Below are 17,193 nucleotides of genomic sequence, written 5' to 3' on the forward strand. Positions count from 1 at the left end.
TAGGCTGGCTGCATGCGCGCGCCTACAGGAGGACAATTCGAACTCTCGCGGACGGGCAACACGGGGCACGTTCGGGCAATCATAACGGAGCTCGCGGCGTCGCTCAGGGTGCTCGAGGTCGATGGTGTTGCGGTCACTCAGCCGTACTCGGTCGACACCCTGCCGCCCTTCGGCTGCGGCATTGTTCTGGCGCCGTGGCCCAACCGTGTTGCCGACGGAGTCTGGAGTCACGACGGTGTCGAGCGCCAGCTCGATATCACCGAACCCGATCGCCATAACGCGATTCACGGGCTGTTGCGCAATGCGCCTTATACGGTTGTCGAACGTTCTGATTCGGCGATCACGTTGGCGGCCACGGTGTTCCCCCAGCACGGTTACCCCTTCTTGCTTGAGACGTCGGTGCGGTACGAGCTCGTCGACCACGGCATGCGGGTCACACACTCAGCCACCAACCGGTCTGCCGAGGCAGCGCCCGTTGCCTTTGGTGTGCATCCCTTCTTTCGCGTGGGTGACGCGCCGGTCGAGGACCTCGTGCTCACCTCCTCTGCCACCTCGCGGCTCGAGACGGATGCTCGGCTCAACCCCGTCGGTGAGGTCACCACGGAGGCAACCGACTATGACCTGCGGGCGGGTCGTCGCGTCGGCGACCTCGAGCTGGATGACGCGTTTGGGGGGCTGGTCCCCGTCGATGGGCTCATCCGCACAACGCTGAGGGCACCGGACGGCAGCGTCGTCGAGCTTTGGCAAGAGCCGGACTGGGCCTGGATTCAGGTCTTCACGACGCGGTCGTTCCCCAGCATGAGCGGCGAGGGCGGCACCGGCAGCACAAGCGAACAGACGCTCGCCGTGGCGATTGAGCCGATGACTGCTCCGCCGAACGCGTTCAACAGCGGGTTGGGTGTTCGTTGGCTGGCCGAGGACGAAACCTGGTCGACCTCCTGGGGTGTCTCTTATGTCGGTGCGGGCGCCAGCGCTGAGCCGGGGCCCGTGGCGTGAACGAGAGAACTTCGGCTCCGTCGAGAGCTCAGATACGTCGGTGGCGCCGCTATCTCGCCGACGAGCGCGCGGAGGCCTCGGTCTATCGCGATTTGGCGTCGCGTCGGGATGGCGAAGAGAAGCAGATCCTGCTCGCCCTGGCCGAAGCGGAGGCGCGCCACGAGAAGCACTGGCTCGACCTTCTGGGTGACCAGGTCGGCTCGCCCCGCAAGGGCGCATTGCGCACGCGGGCCCTCGGCTGGATGGCGCGCAGGTTCGGCTCTGTCTTCGTTTTGGCTCTCGCGCAGAGGGCAGAGGCCAGGTCTCCTTATGAGTCGGATGCCGACGCCACGGCCATGATGGCCGCCGACGAGCGCATTCATGGCGAGGTCGTGCGCGGTCTCGCGGCCCGCGGACGCGCCCAGCTCTCCGGCAGTTTTCGCGCTGCCGTTTTTGGCGCCAACGACGGCCTCGTCTCGAACCTCGCGCTCGTGATGGGCATCGGGGCGACCGGGGTTTCGACCCCCGTCATTCTGGCGACCGGCGTCGCGGGGCTCCTCGCCGGCGCGCTGTCGATGGCCGCGGGCGAATACGTCTCGGTCAAGTCGCAGCGAGAACTGCTGAGGGCAACCCAGCCAGACCTGAGTGCTCGCGACGTTGTGCCCATGCTCGATGTCAACGCCAATGAACTCGCGCTGATCTACCGGGCTCGTGGCATGACGACCAAGGAGGCAGCTATTAAGGCGGCCCAGGTTCTGGCTTCAGCTGGCACGCCCGCGACCGGAGAGGTTGTCGTGATCGACGATCACGAGGCGGTCGGCTCGGCGACGGGGGCGGCGCTCTCAAGCTTTTGCTTCTTCGCCTCGGGTGCGGTTCTGCCGATTCTGCCCTACATCTTCGGCCTTCAGGGGTTTGCCGCCGTTGTGGCCGCCGCAATCATCGTGGGGCTCGCGCTGTTGGCGACGGGCGCGATCGTGGGGCTGCTCTCGGGCGGCCCGCCGCTTCGACGGGCGCTCCGACAGCTAGCCATCGGTTTTGGTGCCGCTGCCATCACGTATGCCCTGGGGCTCGCCTTCGGCGCCTCGCTGTAGGCGCTTCTGCCGCGCCCCGAGCAGCTGCTTAACGATGGGCTGACCGAGCAGGATTCCCACTACGACGAGGACCAGACCGAGCAACTGGCGAAGCTCCAGGATGTCTCCGGCGACGATGACACCGAGCAGCACCCCGACGACGGGGTTGAGCAGCCCGATCAGGCCGACCGTTCCCGCGGTGAGGTGTTTGAGCCCCGTGAACCAGGCGGCATAGGCCAGCGCCGTCGCCACGATGGAGAGGTAGGCGAAGGTGAGAATTGCGGGCAGATCGAGCGCCGGCGGTGCGCCTTCGATGAAGCCAGCGACGGGCAGCAGCACGAGGCCTCCCGCGATGAGCTGCCACGAAGTCACGCTGATCACGTCGATATCGGTGGTCCACTTTTTGGCGAGGATGTGGCCGACCGACGAAATGGCGATGGCGCTCAGGGACGCGGCGACTCCGGCGAGATTGATTCCGGATGCTCCCGTCAACACCATCAGCGCCACTCCGGCGATGCCGAGCACCGCCCCCGTGAGCTGCAGTATCTGGGGGCGTTCGCGGATCATGGGCCACGCCAGAACCATGAGAAAGAGGGGAGATGTCGCCATGACTGTGGTCGCGATGCTGCTGGGCAATAGCTGGGCCGCTACGTAAACGAGGGCAAAGAACGTGCCCATGTTGAGCACCCCGAGCACGCCTGCCCGCCACCACCACACTCCGCGGGGGAGCCGGGGTCGAATCGCCAGCAGAACGAGCCCGGCCGGAAGCGCGCGGATGATGGCTCCCCAGAGCGGAGCGTCCGCCGGAAGGTAGAGGTAGGTGAGGTAGTAGGTCGTTCCCCACGAGATTGGGGCGACGGCCGTGAGGAGAACCCACCGCAATTTATTTTCCACGGAAGCCATAATAGCTTACCGGGAAGCTATTATGGAGACATGACCGAAGCATCCGACCGCGTCAGCAGAATTCAACAGGAATGGCGGCGCGAAAGGCCCGACCTCGACGCGTCGCCCCAGGGGGTTATCGGGCGGCTTCATCGACTCGCGGCCCACCTCACGCACGAACTCGGGACCGTTTATGAACGGCACGGCCTCACCGAGGGCGAGTTTGATGTTCTCGCTGCGCTGCGTAGAGCGGGGGCTCCATTCGAGCGCGCGCCGAGCGAACTCGCCCACCACACCATGGTCACCACCGGTGCCATGACCAAGCGCATCGACCGGCTCGAGAAGGCTGGCCTCGTCGCTCGCCGCAGGAGTGAGACGGATGGCCGGGGCCGGGTCATCGCGCTCACGCCGCACGGACGAGAGGTAATTGATGGTGCGATGACCGAGCACATGGACAACGAGCGCAGCCTGCTCGACCCCCTCAGTGCCGAGCAGGTGGCAGAGCTTGAATCCCTGCTCATCTCCTGGCTTTCGCGGTTCGACGACTAACGCCCAAGTGCGACTGGCGCCTAGACAGACGCCCGCTTCTTATCGACCCGGCGATTGATGAGAAAGTAGCCCAAAATCCAGCCGCCGAGCGCCGTAACGAACCACACAACGAGCGTCGCAAGAGCCCAACTCGTGAAGCCCTCGATCGAGAGGCCACCCGAAAACGCCGAGGCGACGAGCAATGCGATGAGCGTTGTCACGAGCCCGATTCCGCCCATGATGGCCGAAGCGAACCTGCGGGCGAGGTTGAACACCCACGGCCCCAGCACCCCCTGGGCGATCGCAAAGATCACGACGGCGGTGATGAACCCGCTGGGGGTGAGCTTCACGCCGTCAATAAGCCAGGCGGCGATGAGCAGACCCGCCGCCGCGGCGATGAGGCTGACCAGGATGTGCAGTAAGAACCGAATCACTGCGAGGCGTGGGAGAGGGCCCTGGCCTTGAGCGTCTCGTATTCGGTTGGGGTGATCGCGCCGCTGTCGAGCAGGGACTTCGCCGTCGCGATCTCATCGGAGGGGTTTGAGCCGGCCACGGTGCGGATGTAGTTGTCGGTGGCGGACTGCGCCTGGGCGACCTGCTCATATTGGCGCTCGGCCATGCCACGGCCTCGGGCAATGAGGTAGACGAGGGCGGTGAGGAACGGCACGACGAAGAGAAAGAGCAGCCAGACTGCCTTCCACCATCCGCTGAGTTCTCGGTCGCGAAACAGGTCGGCGATGATCGAGAACAAGGCCATGAGGTAGGCGACAAAAACGAAAATCCAGAGGAACCAGACGATCAGGTCCCAGAAGTTTTGCAAGAGGCTCACGAAGGCTCCATTCGGTTTTCTATCCAACCGTCGGCCGGCCAGACGCTAGCGATGCTCACTGTAGTCCCGAGCAATCGAAGTGGTAACCGCCCGATCTACAGGGTTCTCGCGCCAGTTTCGACTGACCCTGGCCGGTGCTCCAGCGACCTGCGGAGCTGTTTTCTGAGACGTGACAGAGACGCCTAAGCAGCGGTGTGGTCGAGGGGTAGCCTCGATGTATGAGCGCGCAACCAGATTCCGCCGCGACCAGACAAGATCACGGATTCTTTGGCCAGCCCAAAAGCCTCGCCAACCTATTCGGTGTCGAAATGTGGGAGAGGTTCTCCTTCTACGGCATGCAGGGCATCCTGCTCATCTATCTGTACTTCTCTGTCGCCGACGGCGGGCTTGGCATGTCGCAGCCGGTCGCTGCTGGCATCGTGGGTTCCTATGGTGGTGCCGTCTACCTGTCGACGATTCTGGGGGCGTGGCTCGCCGACCGCATGTTCGGCTCAGAGAAGGTGCTGTTCGTCAGCGCCATCGTTATCGTCTTCGGGCACGTCGCGCTCGCGCTGCTTCCCGGTTTTATCGGCGTCGGTGTCGGCCTCATCCTCGTGGCGGTCGGCAGCGGAGGGCTCAAGGCCAACGCCACCTCAATTGTCGGCACGCTCTATGCCGCGGATGACCCTCGACGCGATGCTGGGTTCTCGCTGTTCTATCTGGGCATCAATCTGGGAGCCTTCCTCGGGCCGCTGCTCACGGGCCTCATGCAATCGACGCTCGGATTCCACTGGGGCTTCGGGCTTGCCGCGGTCGGAATGACCATCGGTCTCATCCAGTACTCATTCGCACGCAAGCGACTGCCCGCATCCGCCAGCGAGGTGCGAGACCCCCTGGCCCCCGCAGCACGCCTGCGCTACATCATCATCGCCGCGGTCGCCGTGGTGCTCATCGTCGTGTTGATTCTCGTCGGAGTGATCACGGCAGAGAACCTCGCAACGGTCGTGATCGGTGTGACCATCGTTTCGGCAATCGCCTACTTCTTCGTGATCCTCTCAAACCGCCACATCACGGCGATCGAGCGCAAGCGTGTCTACGCGTTTATCCCGCTCTTTATCGCGAGCGCGGCGTTCTGGTCGCTCTACCAGCAGCAGTTCACGGTGGTCACGATCTATGCGGACGAGCGGCTTGACCGCGACATCCTCGGCTGGACGATGCCCATCACGTGGGTGCAGTCGATCAATCCGATCTTCATCATCATCCTCTCTGGCGTCTTCGCAGCCATTTGGACGAAATGGGGGGCGAAGCAGCCGCCTACCGTCATCAAGTTCGCCGCGGGTGCCGCCCTCGTCGGCGTTGCGTTCTTGCTGTTCCTCCCCTTCGCCGGAGGAGGGGCGAACTCGACCCCGCTCATCGCCCTCGTCGGTATCCTGCTGGTCTTCACGGTCGCCGAGCTATTGCTCTCACCCGTGGGCCTCTCGGTCTCGACCAAGCTCGCGCCCCAGCTCTTCACGACACAGATGGTCGCGCTGTTCTTCTTGTCTGTTGCCCTCGGCTCTGCCGTCTCCGGTGAATTGGCCAAGTGGTATGACGCCGTTCCAGAGACCACCTATTTCGGCACCCTGGGTGCCATCGCCATTGGTATCGGCGTGATCCTGGCCCTCTTCACGCGGCCCGTGCTGCGCCTGATGAGCGGGGTGCGTTAGCCCGTGGTTCACGAAGCGCGCCGCCACCTCGTGCTCATTCACGGCGGAGGGGTCGGTCCCTGGATGTGGCGCAAGCAGGTCGAACACTTTGCGGGCGACTTTGTCGTGCACACGCCGACGCTGCCGGGGCATGATCCTCGTGCGAGCCGGGACTTCACGACCAATCGGGATGCCGCGCAGTCAGTAGCGGATCAGGTGGACCTGAGCTCCCTGCAGGGCGACGTTGCCGTCGTGGGGTTCTCGATCGGCGGCCAAGTCGCTATCGAACTCGCACAGCTGTTCCCCGATCGGGTCGACCGGCTCGGCGTGGTGAGTTCCCTGGTGGCTCCGATGGCCGGGTCATCCGTTCTGGCGATCATGTCGTCATGGGCAACGCCGTTGGCGAGCAACGAGCGCTTCGCCCGAGCCCAGGCAAAGCAGCTCTACATTGGCGACGATGACTTCGACGACTACTTCGCTGTTTCACAGGCCCTCACCCATCTCACGATGATGGCGATGCTCACGGCAAACTTCTCGTTCAGGCCCGGCGACACTCTTTTCTCCTCGCCGCTGCCCACCCTGACCTTCGCCGGGTCGCGCGAGCAGAAGTCTCTTGTCCGCGGCATGCAGCACGTGGCCGAGCGGATGCCCGCGGGCAGCTTCGAACTCGTCGAGGGAGTGGGCCACGGCATCCCCCTGGCCCGTCCGGACGCCTTCAACGCGCGGCTGGGCGAGTGGCTGGGGGAGCGCCGCGGGGTTAACCGGGCCCCCATCCGTGGGTAGCCTTAATGGGTGACCAAGACAACACTCCCCATCCGCAAGATCCCCGTCGCTCAGAACCCGTTCTCCCGCTGGCTGCTGGGGCTCGCTATCGGCCTGATCGTGCTCGCGGGTTTCGTGGCTCTCATTGGCATCGGTGACGCTAGCGTTCGCGGCTACTACCCGTTTGGTAACGCTGCCTGGGCTGTCGGCCTCATCTCCACCGGCTCCCTGAGCATGCTGCTCTGGCTCACCGTCGAGGCGCTTCGGTGGCAAGCGCCGGCATCCATTCCCGAGGCTTCGGGGCAGGCTGGTTTGGCTCCACGAGAGATGCCTCGCGTCGGCTGACCCTGCGCTGGCTGACCCTGCGCTGGCTGCGTGATCTGGCAACGGTCGCTCGGATTCAGAGCGGGGAGACGCCGTCGATGGCGTGTGGTGGGCCCGGCGAGGCTCGAACTCGCGACCCGCGGATTAAAAGTCCGATGCTCTACCAACTGAGCTACAGGCCCGTACTCGTTAAATCTATCGCGGATGCGAGGCCTTCGCGTACAGCCCGTCGCGGGCCCCTCGCGCGCGGGCCGTTCAGACTCCCCAGGCCCGGCATCCGCCCGCCATACGACGCACCACAAAGCCCGCACAACGCAGCTGAGGGGTCCGAAATGAGCCTTCGCGGCTTGCGCCGAGACTCATTAGGGACCCCTCAGGGGTGGTGCGGTGGTGCGGTGGTGCGGTGATGCGGTGATGCGGTGATGCGGTGCACGGCTTAGGCCGCGGGCATCAGCACCGTGTCGATCAGGTAGACGGTGGCGTTCGCGGTCTTGACTCCGCCACACACAACGGCCGAGTCGTTGACCATGAGGTCGTCACCGCTGCCAGTGACCTCCACCGTGCCGCCCTGAACCGTGGTCTGCGTTCCCGTGATGTCGTCGGGAGAGATCTGGCCAGGAACGACGTGGTAAGTCAGGATGCTCGAGAGCAGCGCTGCATTCTCGGGCAGCTTGAGAGACTCCACGGTTGCGGCATCGAGCTTGGCGAAAGCGTCGTCAACGGGGGCGAATACGGTGAACTCGCTGCCGTTGAGAGTCTCGACCAGGTTGACGTCGGGGTTCAACTGACCGGAGACAGCCGCGGTCAGTGTGGTGAGCAGCGGGTTGTTCGATGCGGCGACCGCAACGGGGTCCATCGACATCCCCTCAATCGATCCCGCACCGTCTGGCACCGTTTCGGCGTACGCGGCACAGCCGGACCCGACGAGGTCGGCGGTGAGGCTGTCGTCGGTCGACGGCTCCGTCGTTTCCATGGTGTCGGAATCGGAGCTGCTCGTGTCTTCGGAGGTGCTGTCCATTGTGCAGGCAGTCAAGCCCAGCAGAGTGACGGCGGCCAGGGCGGCTGCTGCCATCGCGTTGCGCTTCATTACTCGCATGGTTGTTCTCCTTCATTGTTTTTCTTGCGAAAGCGGAGTGGTGAACGGGGTGCTGCCGGTGTCCCGGCCAGAGTCCATGTGTGCTGCGATGGCTCCGCGCCCTTATCCCTGCGTTCGGCGCCCGCCGATAACCGGTTTGGTTTCTGCTCAAAAAAAAGTGCGGCACCGATCGCTCATACGGCGCAGCCAGCGTCTGCCGTCAGGCTTACGCTTGATAGATGGCTGACGACTTTCACAAGCCCACCCTGTTCGCCGGGTCGCGCTTCGAGGACTACGTGGGGGCGGAGGATCCCGCCCACATCAGCCGTGTGGCCCACGAAACGGCGACCGCCCTGTTGGCGCGGGTTCGCAAAGACCCGCACCCCGAGGTGGTCGGTCGGCTCGTGGAGTTCACCGACACCAACGGCATCGATGCGATTGCCGAGCTGTGGGCACGCGCGAGCCCGCACAGCCTGCCGGGGGCTCTGTGGGCCCTCTACCTGCTGCGGGCGCTGACGGTGCAGGACGCGGACCAGTCGAGCTTTCTCTATCAGCGCGGCACCGAGATAGCTCCGACGATTGATCCGCTTGTTGCCGGCGCGCCCATCCCCACGGGCCCGGCAGAAATCACGGCACTCGCGGACCAGATCCTCCGAGGCGTTTTCGAGGGTGACTTTGCCATCGCTCTGGATAGGGCGGCGGCCTTCTGCCGCATCACCGCGGTGGGGGCAACCAGTCTGGCGGATGACATGGAGTCGACCGCCCCCGACCGCTCGACTGCGCTCACTACGAAGGCGCTTCGGCTCTCGCATATGGCGGCGGATCTTGTCGTGTGTGCCAGGCTGTGGCGAGCCGGATCGCTCGACTGAAGGCTGAGCCGCGGCCGTCTTGTGCAGGGCACTTGCAGATGCGTATGACGGGGTGCAGTAAACTTGTCCGGTCGGGCCGCAGTAACCCCGGGCTCCAAAACTAGCCGCTTCGAGCGGCCTCGCGCCGAGAGGCGTTTCTGCGGCCCGGCCTCACACCAATCCGATCGGCGACGCACTCCGAACTGTAGGTGTGACCGAAAGTGTGCCGAGAATGACGGCCAGCCCGCTGCATCCGCTCGCCGAACTTTGACATGCTGGGGCGCGTGGCAGCTGATATCCGCGTCGATGACGGCGTGACCGATGCGTCGCGGCTCCATGCCGTGCTGCTCAGCCGCGTTGCTTTGGGCGATCAGGGGGCGTTCGCCGAACTCTATGACGCGCTCTGCGCCCGAGTGCTTGGTCTCGTGCGAAGCGTGCTCGTCGATCATGCCCAGTCGGAGGAGGTGACGCAGGAGGTGTTTCTTGAGGTGTGGCAAACCGCTCCCCGGTTCGATGTATCTCGCGGCAGCGTCTCTGCGTGGATCATGACCATGGCCCACCGCCGCGCCATCGACAGGGTGCGGGCCTCACAGTCGGGGCGTGACCGGGATGCGCGCATCGGCATCCGAAACTTCGACGCCCCATACGACAATGTTGCTGAGACAGTAGAGACCACGATCGAGAATGAGAGGGTGCAGCGGGCCATGACCCAGTTGAGCGAGCTCCAGCGCCAGGCGCTCACGCTCGCCTACTATGGGGGCCTCACTCAGGCCGAAGTCGCCGCGGCTCTGGATGTTCCCCTCGGCACGGTTAAGACCCGACTGCGCGACGGCATGATTCGCCTTCGAGACGAGCTGGGGGTGGCGTCATGAGCGACCGACTCCGCGAACTCGCCGCGCTCAACGCCGTGGGTGCCCTCGACCCGCAGCAGCAGGCCGAGTTCGATTCCCTAATCTCCAGCTCTGCGGCAGCTCGCGCCGAGGCCGCAGCGTTCGACCGCACCTCTGAACTCCTTGCCGCCGCCGCCGAGCCCGTCGCACCCAGCGCCGCACTCCGCGCATCCCTGCTCTCTCAGGTCGCTGCGACCCCGCAGCTCTCACCCGGCGACTCAGCATCGGATGATGACTCGCGCGGGATGGGCATCCCCAGGCCCCGTGGGAACGAGCCCGAAGGGCGCGAGGCCGAAGGAAACGAGCCCAGCGCGCACGAGACCGACGGGCGCGAGACCGAAGCGCGCGAGCCCGACGCGCACGAGTCCCGCGCCACTGACCCGCCCGGGGGCCCCGCAGAATCGGCCTCCCGTCGCCGGTGGTTAACCAGGCCCGCCGTGATCCTCGGGTCAGCCGCCGCCGCACTCGCGCTCTTCTTCGGGGGAACCGCCGTGGGAATCGGCATCGCCAGCAACAGCTTCTCGGTCGAGCAGGCCACTGCCCTCGCGGACCTGCAGGCGGCTCCCGATGCCCAGCAGGCGCAGACGGTGCTTGACGACGGCACGAGCGCGACCCTGATCTGGTCGCTCGAGCAGCGTAGGTCGGCCATCATGATCGATGATCTTGACGCTCTGCCCGAGGGGGAGACCTACCAGCTCTGGTACATCGGCGAAGACGGCGTTGTCGCCGACGGTACCTTCGAGGCAGCCCCGGAGGGGACAACGTGGCGGGTGCTCGACGGCCTCATGTCGGAGGGCGACGCCGTCGGCGTGACAATCGAGCCAGAGGGTGGATCGCCCACGCCGTCGGGCGACCCCATCATCGTGCTCGGCAGCGCCTAGCGTTCTGCAGGACGCGGCGTTAGATCATCCGAATTTGCCGGAGACGTAGTCTTCTGTCGCCTGCACGGACGGGTTCGAGAAGATCTTGTTGGTGTCGTCGTATTCGATGAGCTTGCCCGGTTTGCCGGTGCCCGCGATGTTGAAGAAGGCCGTGCGGTCGGAGACACGGGATGCCTGCTGCATGTTGTGCGTCACGATCACGATTGTGTAGTCGGTCTTGAGCTCCTCAATGAGGTCCTCGATCGCGAGTGTTGAGATGGGGTCGAGCGCGGAGCACGGCTCGTCCATGAGCAGAACATCGGGAGCGACGGCGATCGCGCGGGCGATGCAGAGTCGCTGCTGCTGGCCACCCGAGATGCCCGATCCTGGCTTGTCGAGGCGATCCTTGACCTCGTTCCACAGGTTGGCGCCGCGCAGGGACTTCTCGACAAGGTCGTCAGCATCTGACTTGGCGATGCGACGGTTATTGAGCTTGACTCCCGCGAGCACGTTTTCGCGAATCGACATAGTGGGGAACGGGTTGGGGCGCTGAAACACCATTCCCACCTGGCGGCGAACGAGCACGGGGTCAACGTCGGGGCCGTAGAGGTTGCTGCCGTCGATGAGAACTTCGCCGTCGACGGATGCTCCGGGGATCACCTCGTGCATGCGATTGAGCGTGCGGAGGAAGGTGGATTTGCCGCAGCCGGAGGGGCCGATAAAGGCGGTGACGCTGCGGGGCTCGATGTTGAGGGTGATGCCCTCGACGGCCTTGAACTTGCCGTAGTAGACGTCTAGGTCGCGTACTTCTATGCGTTTTGACACGTTGTTTCCTTAGCTCCTAGCGGCCCGTCTTGGGCGCGAAGTACTTGGCGATGAGCCGCGCGATGAGGTTGAGCAGCATGACGATGAGAATGAGGGTGAGGGCTCCTGCCCAGGCCCGGTCGATGTAGTGCTGTGGCACGCTGCCCTGGCTCACATACTGGTTGTAAACCAGAACGGGGAGACTCTGCATTCGGCCTTCGAAGAGGTTGTAGTTGAGGTTGTTGGTGAACCCGGCCGCCACGAGCAGCGGCGCCGTTTCGCCGATGACGCGGGCGATGGCGAGGGTGACACCGGTCATGATTCCCGCGATGGATGTCGGCAGAACCACCTTCATCACGGTGAGCCACTTAGGCACGCCAAGGGCGTAGGAGGCTTCACGCAGCTCATTGGGAACGAGCTTGAGCATGTCCTCACACGAACGAACCACGATGGGGATCATGAGCACGGAGAGGGCGATGGCCCCCGCTATTCCGAGCTTGATGCCGGGCCCAAAGAAGATCGCAAAGACCGAGTAGGCGAAGAGGCCTGCGACGATCGAGGGGATTCCGGTCATCACGTCGACGAAGAACGTGATGGAACGGGCGAGCGGCCCGCGGCCGTATTCGACCAGGTAGATGGCCGCGAGCAATCCGATGGGCACCGAGATAATCGCCGCGGTGAGGGTCATCAGCAGGGTGCCGACGACGGCGTGAACGATTCCGCCGCCTTCGCCCACGATGTTGCGCATCGAGTAGGTGAAGAATTCGATATCGAAGCGGGCCGCACCCTTGGTGATCACGGTGAACAACAGCGAGATGAGCGGCAATAGGGCTACGACGAATGCGCTGCCGACGAGGGCGGTGACGAGGCGATCTTTGGCCTTGCGACTGCCTTCGATCAGCAGCGAGAGCACGTAGATCGTGATCATGTAGATGATCGCGCTCACGAGAACGACGCCAACGATGTTGACGTCGCCGCCGTCTGCTTGGCCGATGAGCCAGAAGCCAATCGCGACTACGACGATGACCCCGATGAGCACGTACCAGGGGGTGCGCTTGCCGAGCAAGCCCGTTGCGTAGGGGTTGGGCATGCTGGTGGTGGATGCCGTGGTCTGGCTCATCAGTTGGCTCCAGAGAATTCGCTGCGACGGTTGATGATCCAACGGGCGATCATGTTCACGACCAGCGTGATCGCAAAGAGGATGAGACCAGTGGCGATGAGCAGGTTAATGTTCAGGCCAAATGCTTCGGGGAACCGCAGAGCGATATTTGCGGCAATTGTGCCGGGGTTCGAAGGGGTGAGAAGCGCCCAGGTGATGCCTCCGGATGCGGAGAGCACCATGGCGACCGCCATCGTTTCGCCCAGGGCGCGGCCAAGGCCGAGCATGGACGCAGACACGATGCCGGGGCGTCCGAACGGCAGCACGGCGGTGCGGATCATCTCCCAGCGCGTTGCCCCAAGCGCCAGCGCGGCTTCTTCGTGCAGCACCGGCGTCTGCAGGAACACCTCGCGGCTGAGGGCCGTGATGATCGGCAGCACCATGACGGCGAGCACGATGGCGGCGGTGAGGATGGTGCGCCCTGTGCCCGATGCTGGCGGTGCGAAGAAGGGAATCCAGCCCAGGTTCTCGGTGAGCCATGTGTAGAGGGGCTGAACGGCCGGGGCGAGCACGTTGGCTCCCCAGAGACCGAAGACCACGGAGGGCACTGCGGCAAGGAGGTCGATGATGTAGCCGAGACCTGAGGCGAGCCTGCGGGGCGCGTAGTGCGAGATGAAGAGTGCGATGCCGATGGAGACGGGCACTGCCATGAGCAGCGCCAGGGCGGATGCCCAGAGGGTGCCAAAGACGAGGGGCCAGACATAGGCCCAAAAGTTCTGCCCGCCGAGAATATCGATCTCGTTGGGGTCTGCCGTTATCGCCGGTGTCGCCTCGATGAAGAGGAACGCGGCAACCGCGGCGAGGATCGCCAGGATAAGTGTGCCAGCGGTGAGGGCTGTGCTGGAGAAAATGCGATCCCCGAGGCGTTGCTTTGCCTGGATGCGCTGTGCCGTAGCCGGCCGTGTCATCGCTTCGTATTCCCCTGTGGTTGTGTGGTGGCTTGGTGCTGAAGAGAGGTTGCGAACGCGGTCACAACCCCAAGTCTGCCCGGTGCCTGGACCTCGCACAACACGAGGGGGCACCGGGCAGACTCTAGTTGAATTAGCTGATGGCGTTGACCGCGGCCTGTGCCTTCTCGAACAGGCTTGCCGAGATGGGCGCGATGCCTGCGGACTCGGCCGCAACCTTCTGACCTTCATCGCTGATCACGTAGGTGAAGTACGCCTTGGTGAGTTCACCGGCGGCAGCATCCTCGTACTCGGAGCAGGCGATCAGGTAGCTGACGAGAACGATCGGGTAGACACCCTCAGCGTCGCTCGTGCGGTCGAGTTCGATGGCGAGGTCGGTTGCTGCGCGACTCTCGACGAGTGGTGACGCGTCGACGATTGCCGCTGCGGCTTCGGCCGAGTAGTTCACGTAATCGGAGCCCGCCTTGACTGCGACAGTGCCGAGGTCTCCGGCGCGCGATGCGTCGGCGTACCCAATGGTGTTGGTTCCGCCGGTGACAGCGTCAACGACCCCCGAGGTGCCCTGTGCGGCTTCGCCTCCCGGGTAGGCCCAGTCGCCGCTGACTTCGGCGTCCCACACCTCGGGCGCTGCCGCCGAGAGGTACTCGGCAAAGTTCTCGGTGGTGCCCGACTCGTCGGAGCGGTGCACTGCGTTGATGGTGGCAGCGGGGAGCTTGGCGTCGGGGTTCTGGGAGACGATCGCGTTGTCGTTCCACTGGGTGACGTCGCCCTTGAAGATCGCCGCGATGGTAGCGGCGTCGAGGTTGAGGGCGTCGACACCCTCAACGTTGAAGATGATGGCGATGGGGGAGATGTAGGCGGGGATCTCGACAATGTCGCTGCCGGGAACGCAGCCGGCGAAGTTGTCCGCGGCAAGCTCTTCGTCCTTGAACGCGCGGTCAGAGCCGGTGAAGGAGTTGGCGCCAGCGATGAAGTTGTCGCGGCCGGTGCCCGATCCGGTGGGGTCGTACTCGACGGTCACGCCGGAGTTGGCGGTCTGGAACGCAGCGACCCAGGCTTCCTGCGCGGTGGCCTGCGACGATGCGCCGCCGCCGACGAGCGTGCCAGAAAGGCTGCTCTCGGAGGGCTCAGAAGAGGAGGCCTCGTTTGCTGCGCACGAAGACAGGACGACACTTCCGGCGATGGCAATTGCGGCAATGCCGCCCCAGCGCTTGGCGTTACGCGTGATGTTCACGGTTTTCCTTTCAGGAAAGTGATGTTCGTGGGGCCTGGTGCGGGCCCCTCGCGTCAGACGCTACGAACACCGGTTAACGAGAGTCCCCCCTGCGGGTAAACGGAAGGTGAACGACCTGCGAACGCGGGGCATCCTGAGCGCCCGATTTCGCCGTCATGGCGCGCCATTGGGCCGCCGGTGCGGGGACGGTTTGCACCTGAGACGGCGGGGCTGAGAGTTAGCTGCTGAGATTTGGCCGGTAGCGGGAGCGTTAGTCGATGAGCGCGGCTGCCGCCGCCGCGCGCTTGTGAAGTTCGGCAGAAATGGGGGCAGACCCCGCCGATTCTGCGGCCCGCTGCTGGCCAGCATCACTCACGATGTACTCGAAGTAGCCGCGCACGAGGGTTCCCTCGAGGTCGTTGATGTAGTCCTGGCAGCCGACCACGTAGCTGATGAGAACGATGGGGTAGACACCGGCCGCCGTCGTTGTGCGGTCGATTTCAATCGCTAGGTCGCCCTCGGTGCGACCGGGAGCAATGGGGGATGCATCGACGATCGCGGCGGCAGCCTCGGCGGAGTACGGCACGAACTCGTCTCCCACCTGCACCGAGACGAGGCCGAGGTCGGAGGCGCGTGAGGCATCGATGTAGGCGATCGTGCCGGTGCCGTTGCGCAGGCTGTCCACGACGCCGGATGTTCCCTGGGCCGCTTCTCCGCCGTCGAACGGCCATTCACCGCTGGGCTTGTGTGGCCAGGCTGCGGGGGCGGCTGCCGAAAGATACTCGGTGAAGTTCTCGGTGACCCCTGAATCGTCGGAGCGGTGGATCGCGGTGATTCGAGAGTTTGGCAGCGTCACGCCCGGGTTGAACTGGGCAATCGCCTTGTCGTTCCACTGGGTTATCTCGCCGGAGAAGATCTGGGCAATCGTGGTGGCGTCGAGGTTGAGGGTCTCGATTCCTTCGAGCTGAAACGCGATGGCGATCGGGGAAATATAGGCGGGGAGTTCGACGATGCCGGTGCCGGGGACGCAGCCGTCGAACGGCTCGGTGGCGATCTCTTCGACAGTAAAGGCTCGATCCGATCCGGCGAAGGCGCTTCCGCCTGCGCTGAACATTTCGCGCCCAGCTCCCGAACCCGCTGGGTCATATTCGATCGTTGCTCGGGAGTTGGTGGTCTGAAAGCCCACCGTCCAGGCCTCTTGGGCCGCCTGCTGCGCGCTGGATCCTCCCCCGACGATGATGCCGCTGTACGGCCCAGTGACGTCGGTGGCGCGCTCATTGACGGCGCAGGACGCAAGCATTGCGGTCGCTGCGATCATGGCGGCGATGGCACCGGCACGGCGGATGATGGTCACTGGATGGCCTCGAAAGTCACCATGACAGGCTAACCATTTTTCGAACCGCCGGTGTTCTGCACCGGTGAGAGCCCGGATTCGTTCAGCGCGACCCAAACGCGGTTGTTTCGCCCCGCGCGGCCGACTCCAAAGTCGCAATGTCGATCTTGGTCATCGGCATGAGGGCCTGAAACACCCGGTCTCGGGCGGCAGTGTCTGCGGTCGTCATCCATGCGTCCATGCGGGCGGGCACGATCTGCCATGAGACGCCGAAGCGATCAGCGAGCCAGCCGCACTGGCTGGGCCGTCCGCCCTCGGTGAGGGCATTCCACAGCCTGTCGATCTCGGCCTGGTCGGCGCACATCACCTGAAGCGAGAGCGCCTCTGAGAACGTGAACGGCTGCTCAACTGCACTATCCATTGCCACCATGGGTGTCGATTCGAGCACAAAACGGGCGTGGGCGACCTTTCCTTCTGGCCCGGCGTCGGAGCTGGTAAAGCGGCTGACGGTCTCGATCGAACTGTTATCGAAGAGGTGTGTGTAGTACTCCATGGCCTCTTCTGCACGCCCCTGCTGCTCCCCCGAGAAGAGCAGCGACGGAATCACCCGCGTCCCCGGTGCATCCGTCGCCATGATCTGCCACGACACCCCGTAGCGGTCCTGGACCCAGGCGTAGCGCTCGCTCCACGCGTAGGAATCGGGGCCCATGAGGGTGTGGGCTCCCGCCGAAAGGGCGGCGTACATGCGGTCGACCGCCGGGGCGCTGCCCATTTCGATAAAGAACGAGATGCTGGGGTTGATCCTGAATTCACCGTTTCCGCCGCCATTGAGGGCTGTTAGCCGCTGGCCACGCACCTCGAACTCCACCGTGAGCACACTGCCGGGCGGGCGACCGCTCGGATTGTCCGACGATTCGGGAAAGTACGAGGTCGCGAGAATGCGCCCGCCGATGGCACTCGTGTAGAAGGCCGCTGCTTGTTCTGCCTGGTCGGTGAGCCAGATGCACGGCACAATTTTGCTGGTCATGGTGATGAGAATAATTCGAGGTTGCCGACAAAGTGTCGGAAT

Annotated in this window: 19 protein-coding genes and 1 tRNA gene; 9 read left to right on the forward strand and 11 right to left on the reverse strand. The window is 64.4% G+C overall.

All coding sequences use genetic code 11. The features are described 5' to 3' along the window. Nucleotides 1-12: 12 nt before the first annotated feature. Nucleotides 13-996: an aldose 1-epimerase family protein gene (locus C2138_RS01435; RefSeq protein ID WP_108514956.1), complete on the forward strand. Its 984-nt coding sequence runs from the start codon at nucleotides 13-15 to the stop codon at nucleotides 994-996. Beyond that, nucleotides 993-2,066, forward strand: coding sequence for a VIT1/CCC1 transporter family protein (locus C2138_RS01440; RefSeq protein ID WP_108514958.1), 1,074 nt, complete (start codon nucleotides 993-995; stop codon nucleotides 2,064-2,066). The genes C2138_RS01435 and C2138_RS01440 overlap by 4 nt, the downstream gene beginning before the upstream one ends. Here C2138_RS01440 and C2138_RS01445 read toward each other — a convergent pair. Beyond that, complete coding sequence (locus tag C2138_RS01445) at nucleotides 1,998-2,939, reverse strand: DMT family transporter (protein WP_199220453.1); 942 nt, start codon at nucleotides 2,937-2,939, stop codon at nucleotides 1,998-2,000. The two genes, C2138_RS01440 and C2138_RS01445, sit on opposite strands and share 69 nt — an antisense overlap. 39 nt (nucleotides 2,940-2,978) lie before the next feature. Between C2138_RS01445 and C2138_RS01450 the strand changes: the two genes are divergently transcribed. Beyond that, complete coding sequence (locus C2138_RS01450) at nucleotides 2,979-3,476, forward strand: MarR family winged helix-turn-helix transcriptional regulator (RefSeq protein WP_108514962.1); 498 nt, start codon at nucleotides 2,979-2,981, stop codon at nucleotides 3,474-3,476. Nucleotides 3,477-3,496: 20 nt separating this feature from the next. On the opposite strand, the gene C2138_RS01455 is transcribed toward C2138_RS01450, so the two are convergent. Together C2138_RS01455 and C2138_RS01460 are read right to left on the reverse strand one after the other, a co-directional pair. Then, nucleotides 3,497-3,889: a phage holin family protein gene (locus C2138_RS01455; protein ID WP_108514964.1), complete on the reverse strand. Its 393-nt coding sequence runs from the start codon at nucleotides 3,887-3,889 to the stop codon at nucleotides 3,497-3,499. Beyond that, nucleotides 3,886-4,284: an SHOCT domain-containing protein gene (locus C2138_RS01460; protein WP_241961139.1), complete on the reverse strand. Its 399-nt coding sequence runs from the start codon at nucleotides 4,282-4,284 to the stop codon at nucleotides 3,886-3,888. The genes C2138_RS01455 and C2138_RS01460 overlap by 4 nt, the downstream gene beginning before the upstream one ends. Nucleotides 4,285-4,502: 218 nt before the next feature. Here C2138_RS01460 and C2138_RS01465 point away from each other — a divergent pair, with 218 nt between their 5' ends. From C2138_RS01465 to C2138_RS01475, 3 genes are read left to right on the forward strand one after another with little or no spacing between them, the layout of a single operon-like run. Beyond that, a complete protein-coding gene (locus C2138_RS01465; RefSeq protein ID WP_108514965.1) occupies nucleotides 4,503-5,969 on the forward strand; it encodes a peptide MFS transporter in 1,467 nt (488 codons plus the stop codon). Nucleotides 5,970-5,972: 3 nt separating this feature from the next. Further along, nucleotides 5,973-6,731, forward strand: coding sequence for an alpha/beta fold hydrolase (locus C2138_RS01470; protein ID WP_108514967.1), 759 nt, complete (start codon nucleotides 5,973-5,975; stop codon nucleotides 6,729-6,731). Nucleotides 6,732-6,740: 9 nt separating this feature from the next. Next, entirely contained in the window at nucleotides 6,741-7,055 is a 315-nt protein-coding gene (locus C2138_RS01475; RefSeq protein ID WP_108514969.1) for a hypothetical protein, read from the forward strand. Nucleotides 7,056-7,140: 85 nt separating this feature from the next. On the opposite strand, the gene C2138_RS01480 is transcribed toward C2138_RS01475, so the two are convergent. Next, nucleotides 7,141-7,216, reverse strand: a tRNA-Lys gene (locus tag C2138_RS01480). A gap of 254 nt (nucleotides 7,217-7,470) precedes the next feature. After that, the gene (locus C2138_RS01485) at nucleotides 7,471-8,130 is read right to left on the reverse strand and encodes a fasciclin domain-containing protein (RefSeq protein WP_199286556.1); all 660 of its coding nucleotides are present in this window, start codon (nucleotides 8,128-8,130) and stop codon (nucleotides 7,471-7,473) included. A gap of 218 nt (nucleotides 8,131-8,348) precedes the next feature. Here C2138_RS01485 and C2138_RS01490 point away from each other — a divergent pair, with 218 nt between their 5' ends. From C2138_RS01490 to C2138_RS01500, 3 genes are all read left to right on the forward strand, one after another. Further along, on the forward strand, nucleotides 8,349-8,978 hold the full coding sequence (locus C2138_RS01490; RefSeq protein WP_108514972.1) for a DNA-directed RNA polymerase subunit beta: 630 nt from the start codon (nucleotides 8,349-8,351) through the stop codon (nucleotides 8,976-8,978). 251 nt (nucleotides 8,979-9,229) lie between these two features. Next, entirely contained in the window at nucleotides 9,230-9,829 is a 600-nt protein-coding gene (gene sigK, locus C2138_RS01495) for an ECF RNA polymerase sigma factor SigK (protein WP_108514974.1), read from the forward strand. Next, nucleotides 9,826-10,728, forward strand: coding sequence for an anti-sigma factor (locus tag C2138_RS01500; protein ID WP_108514976.1), 903 nt, complete (start codon nucleotides 9,826-9,828; stop codon nucleotides 10,726-10,728). The genes sigK and C2138_RS01500 overlap by 4 nt, the downstream gene beginning before the upstream one ends. 24 nt (nucleotides 10,729-10,752) lie before the next feature. On the opposite strand, the gene pstB is transcribed toward C2138_RS01500, so the two are convergent. The 6 genes from pstB to C2138_RS01530 form a co-directional block, all read right to left on the reverse strand. Beyond that, the gene (pstB, locus tag C2138_RS01505) at nucleotides 10,753-11,532 is read right to left on the reverse strand and encodes a phosphate ABC transporter ATP-binding protein PstB (protein ID WP_108514977.1); all 780 of its coding nucleotides are present in this window, start codon (nucleotides 11,530-11,532) and stop codon (nucleotides 10,753-10,755) included. 16 nt (nucleotides 11,533-11,548) lie between these two features. After that, the gene (gene pstA / locus C2138_RS01510) at nucleotides 11,549-12,631 is read right to left on the reverse strand and encodes a phosphate ABC transporter permease PstA (protein ID WP_108514979.1); all 1,083 of its coding nucleotides are present in this window, start codon (nucleotides 12,629-12,631) and stop codon (nucleotides 11,549-11,551) included. Then, complete coding sequence (gene pstC / locus C2138_RS01515; RefSeq protein ID WP_108514980.1) at nucleotides 12,631-13,578, reverse strand: phosphate ABC transporter permease subunit PstC; 948 nt, start codon at nucleotides 13,576-13,578, stop codon at nucleotides 12,631-12,633. The genes pstA and pstC overlap by 1 nt, the downstream gene beginning before the upstream one ends. Before the next feature lie 133 nt (nucleotides 13,579-13,711). Continuing rightward, nucleotides 13,712-14,812 (reverse strand): phosphate ABC transporter substrate-binding protein PstS, encoded by a 1,101-nt coding sequence (locus C2138_RS01520; RefSeq protein WP_108514982.1) that lies wholly within the window; start codon nucleotides 14,810-14,812, stop codon nucleotides 13,712-13,714. A gap of 250 nt (nucleotides 14,813-15,062) precedes the next feature. Continuing rightward, complete coding sequence (locus C2138_RS01525; RefSeq protein WP_108518671.1) at nucleotides 15,063-16,109, reverse strand: phosphate ABC transporter substrate-binding protein PstS; 1,047 nt, start codon at nucleotides 16,107-16,109, stop codon at nucleotides 15,063-15,065. A 118-nt stretch (nucleotides 16,110-16,227) separates the two neighbouring features. Then, nucleotides 16,228-17,151, reverse strand: a complete 924-nt coding sequence (locus tag C2138_RS01530; RefSeq protein WP_108514984.1) for a VOC family protein — start codon at nucleotides 17,149-17,151, stop codon at nucleotides 16,228-16,230. Between the last annotated feature and the right edge of the window lie 42 nt (nucleotides 17,152-17,193).

Source organism: Salinibacterium hongtaonis (assembly GCF_003065485.1).
GTDB lineage: Bacteria > Actinomycetota > Actinomycetes > Actinomycetales > Microbacteriaceae > Homoserinimonas > Homoserinimonas hongtaonis.

Bases quoted from the DNA above. Each gene is read 5' to 3' on its own strand.
- C2138_RS01435 (WP_108514956.1), top strand. From the start codon at position 13: ATGCGCGCGCCTACAGGAGGACAATTCGAACTCTCGCGGACGGGCAAC.
- C2138_RS01450 (WP_108514962.1), top strand. From the start codon at position 2,979: ATGACCGAAGCATCCGACCGCGTCAGCAGAATTCAACAGGAATGGCGG.
- C2138_RS01465 (WP_108514965.1), top strand. From the start codon at position 4,503: ATGAGCGCGCAACCAGATTCCGCCGCGACCAGACAAGATCACGGATTC.
- C2138_RS01485 (WP_199286556.1), bottom strand. From the start codon at position 8,130: ATGCGAGTAATGAAGCGCAACGCGATGGCAGCAGCCGCCCTGGCCGCC.
- C2138_RS01490 (WP_108514972.1), top strand. From the start codon at position 8,349: ATGGCTGACGACTTTCACAAGCCCACCCTGTTCGCCGGGTCGCGCTTC.
- sigK (WP_108514974.1), top strand. From the start codon at position 9,230: ATGCTGGGGCGCGTGGCAGCTGATATCCGCGTCGATGACGGCGTGACC.
- C2138_RS01500 (WP_108514976.1), top strand. From the start codon at position 9,826: ATGAGCGACCGACTCCGCGAACTCGCCGCGCTCAACGCCGTGGGTGCC.
- pstA (WP_108514979.1), bottom strand. From the start codon at position 12,631: ATGAGCCAGACCACGGCATCCACCACCAGCATGCCCAACCCCTACGCA.
- pstC (WP_108514980.1), bottom strand. From the start codon at position 13,578: ATGACACGGCCGGCTACGGCACAGCGCATCCAGGCAAAGCAACGCCTC.
- C2138_RS01525 (WP_108518671.1), bottom strand. From the start codon at position 16,109: ATGATCGCAGCGACCGCAATGCTTGCGTCCTGCGCCGTCAATGAGCGC.
- C2138_RS01530 (WP_108514984.1), bottom strand. From the start codon at position 17,151: ATGACCAGCAAAATTGTGCCGTGCATCTGGCTCACCGACCAGGCAGAA.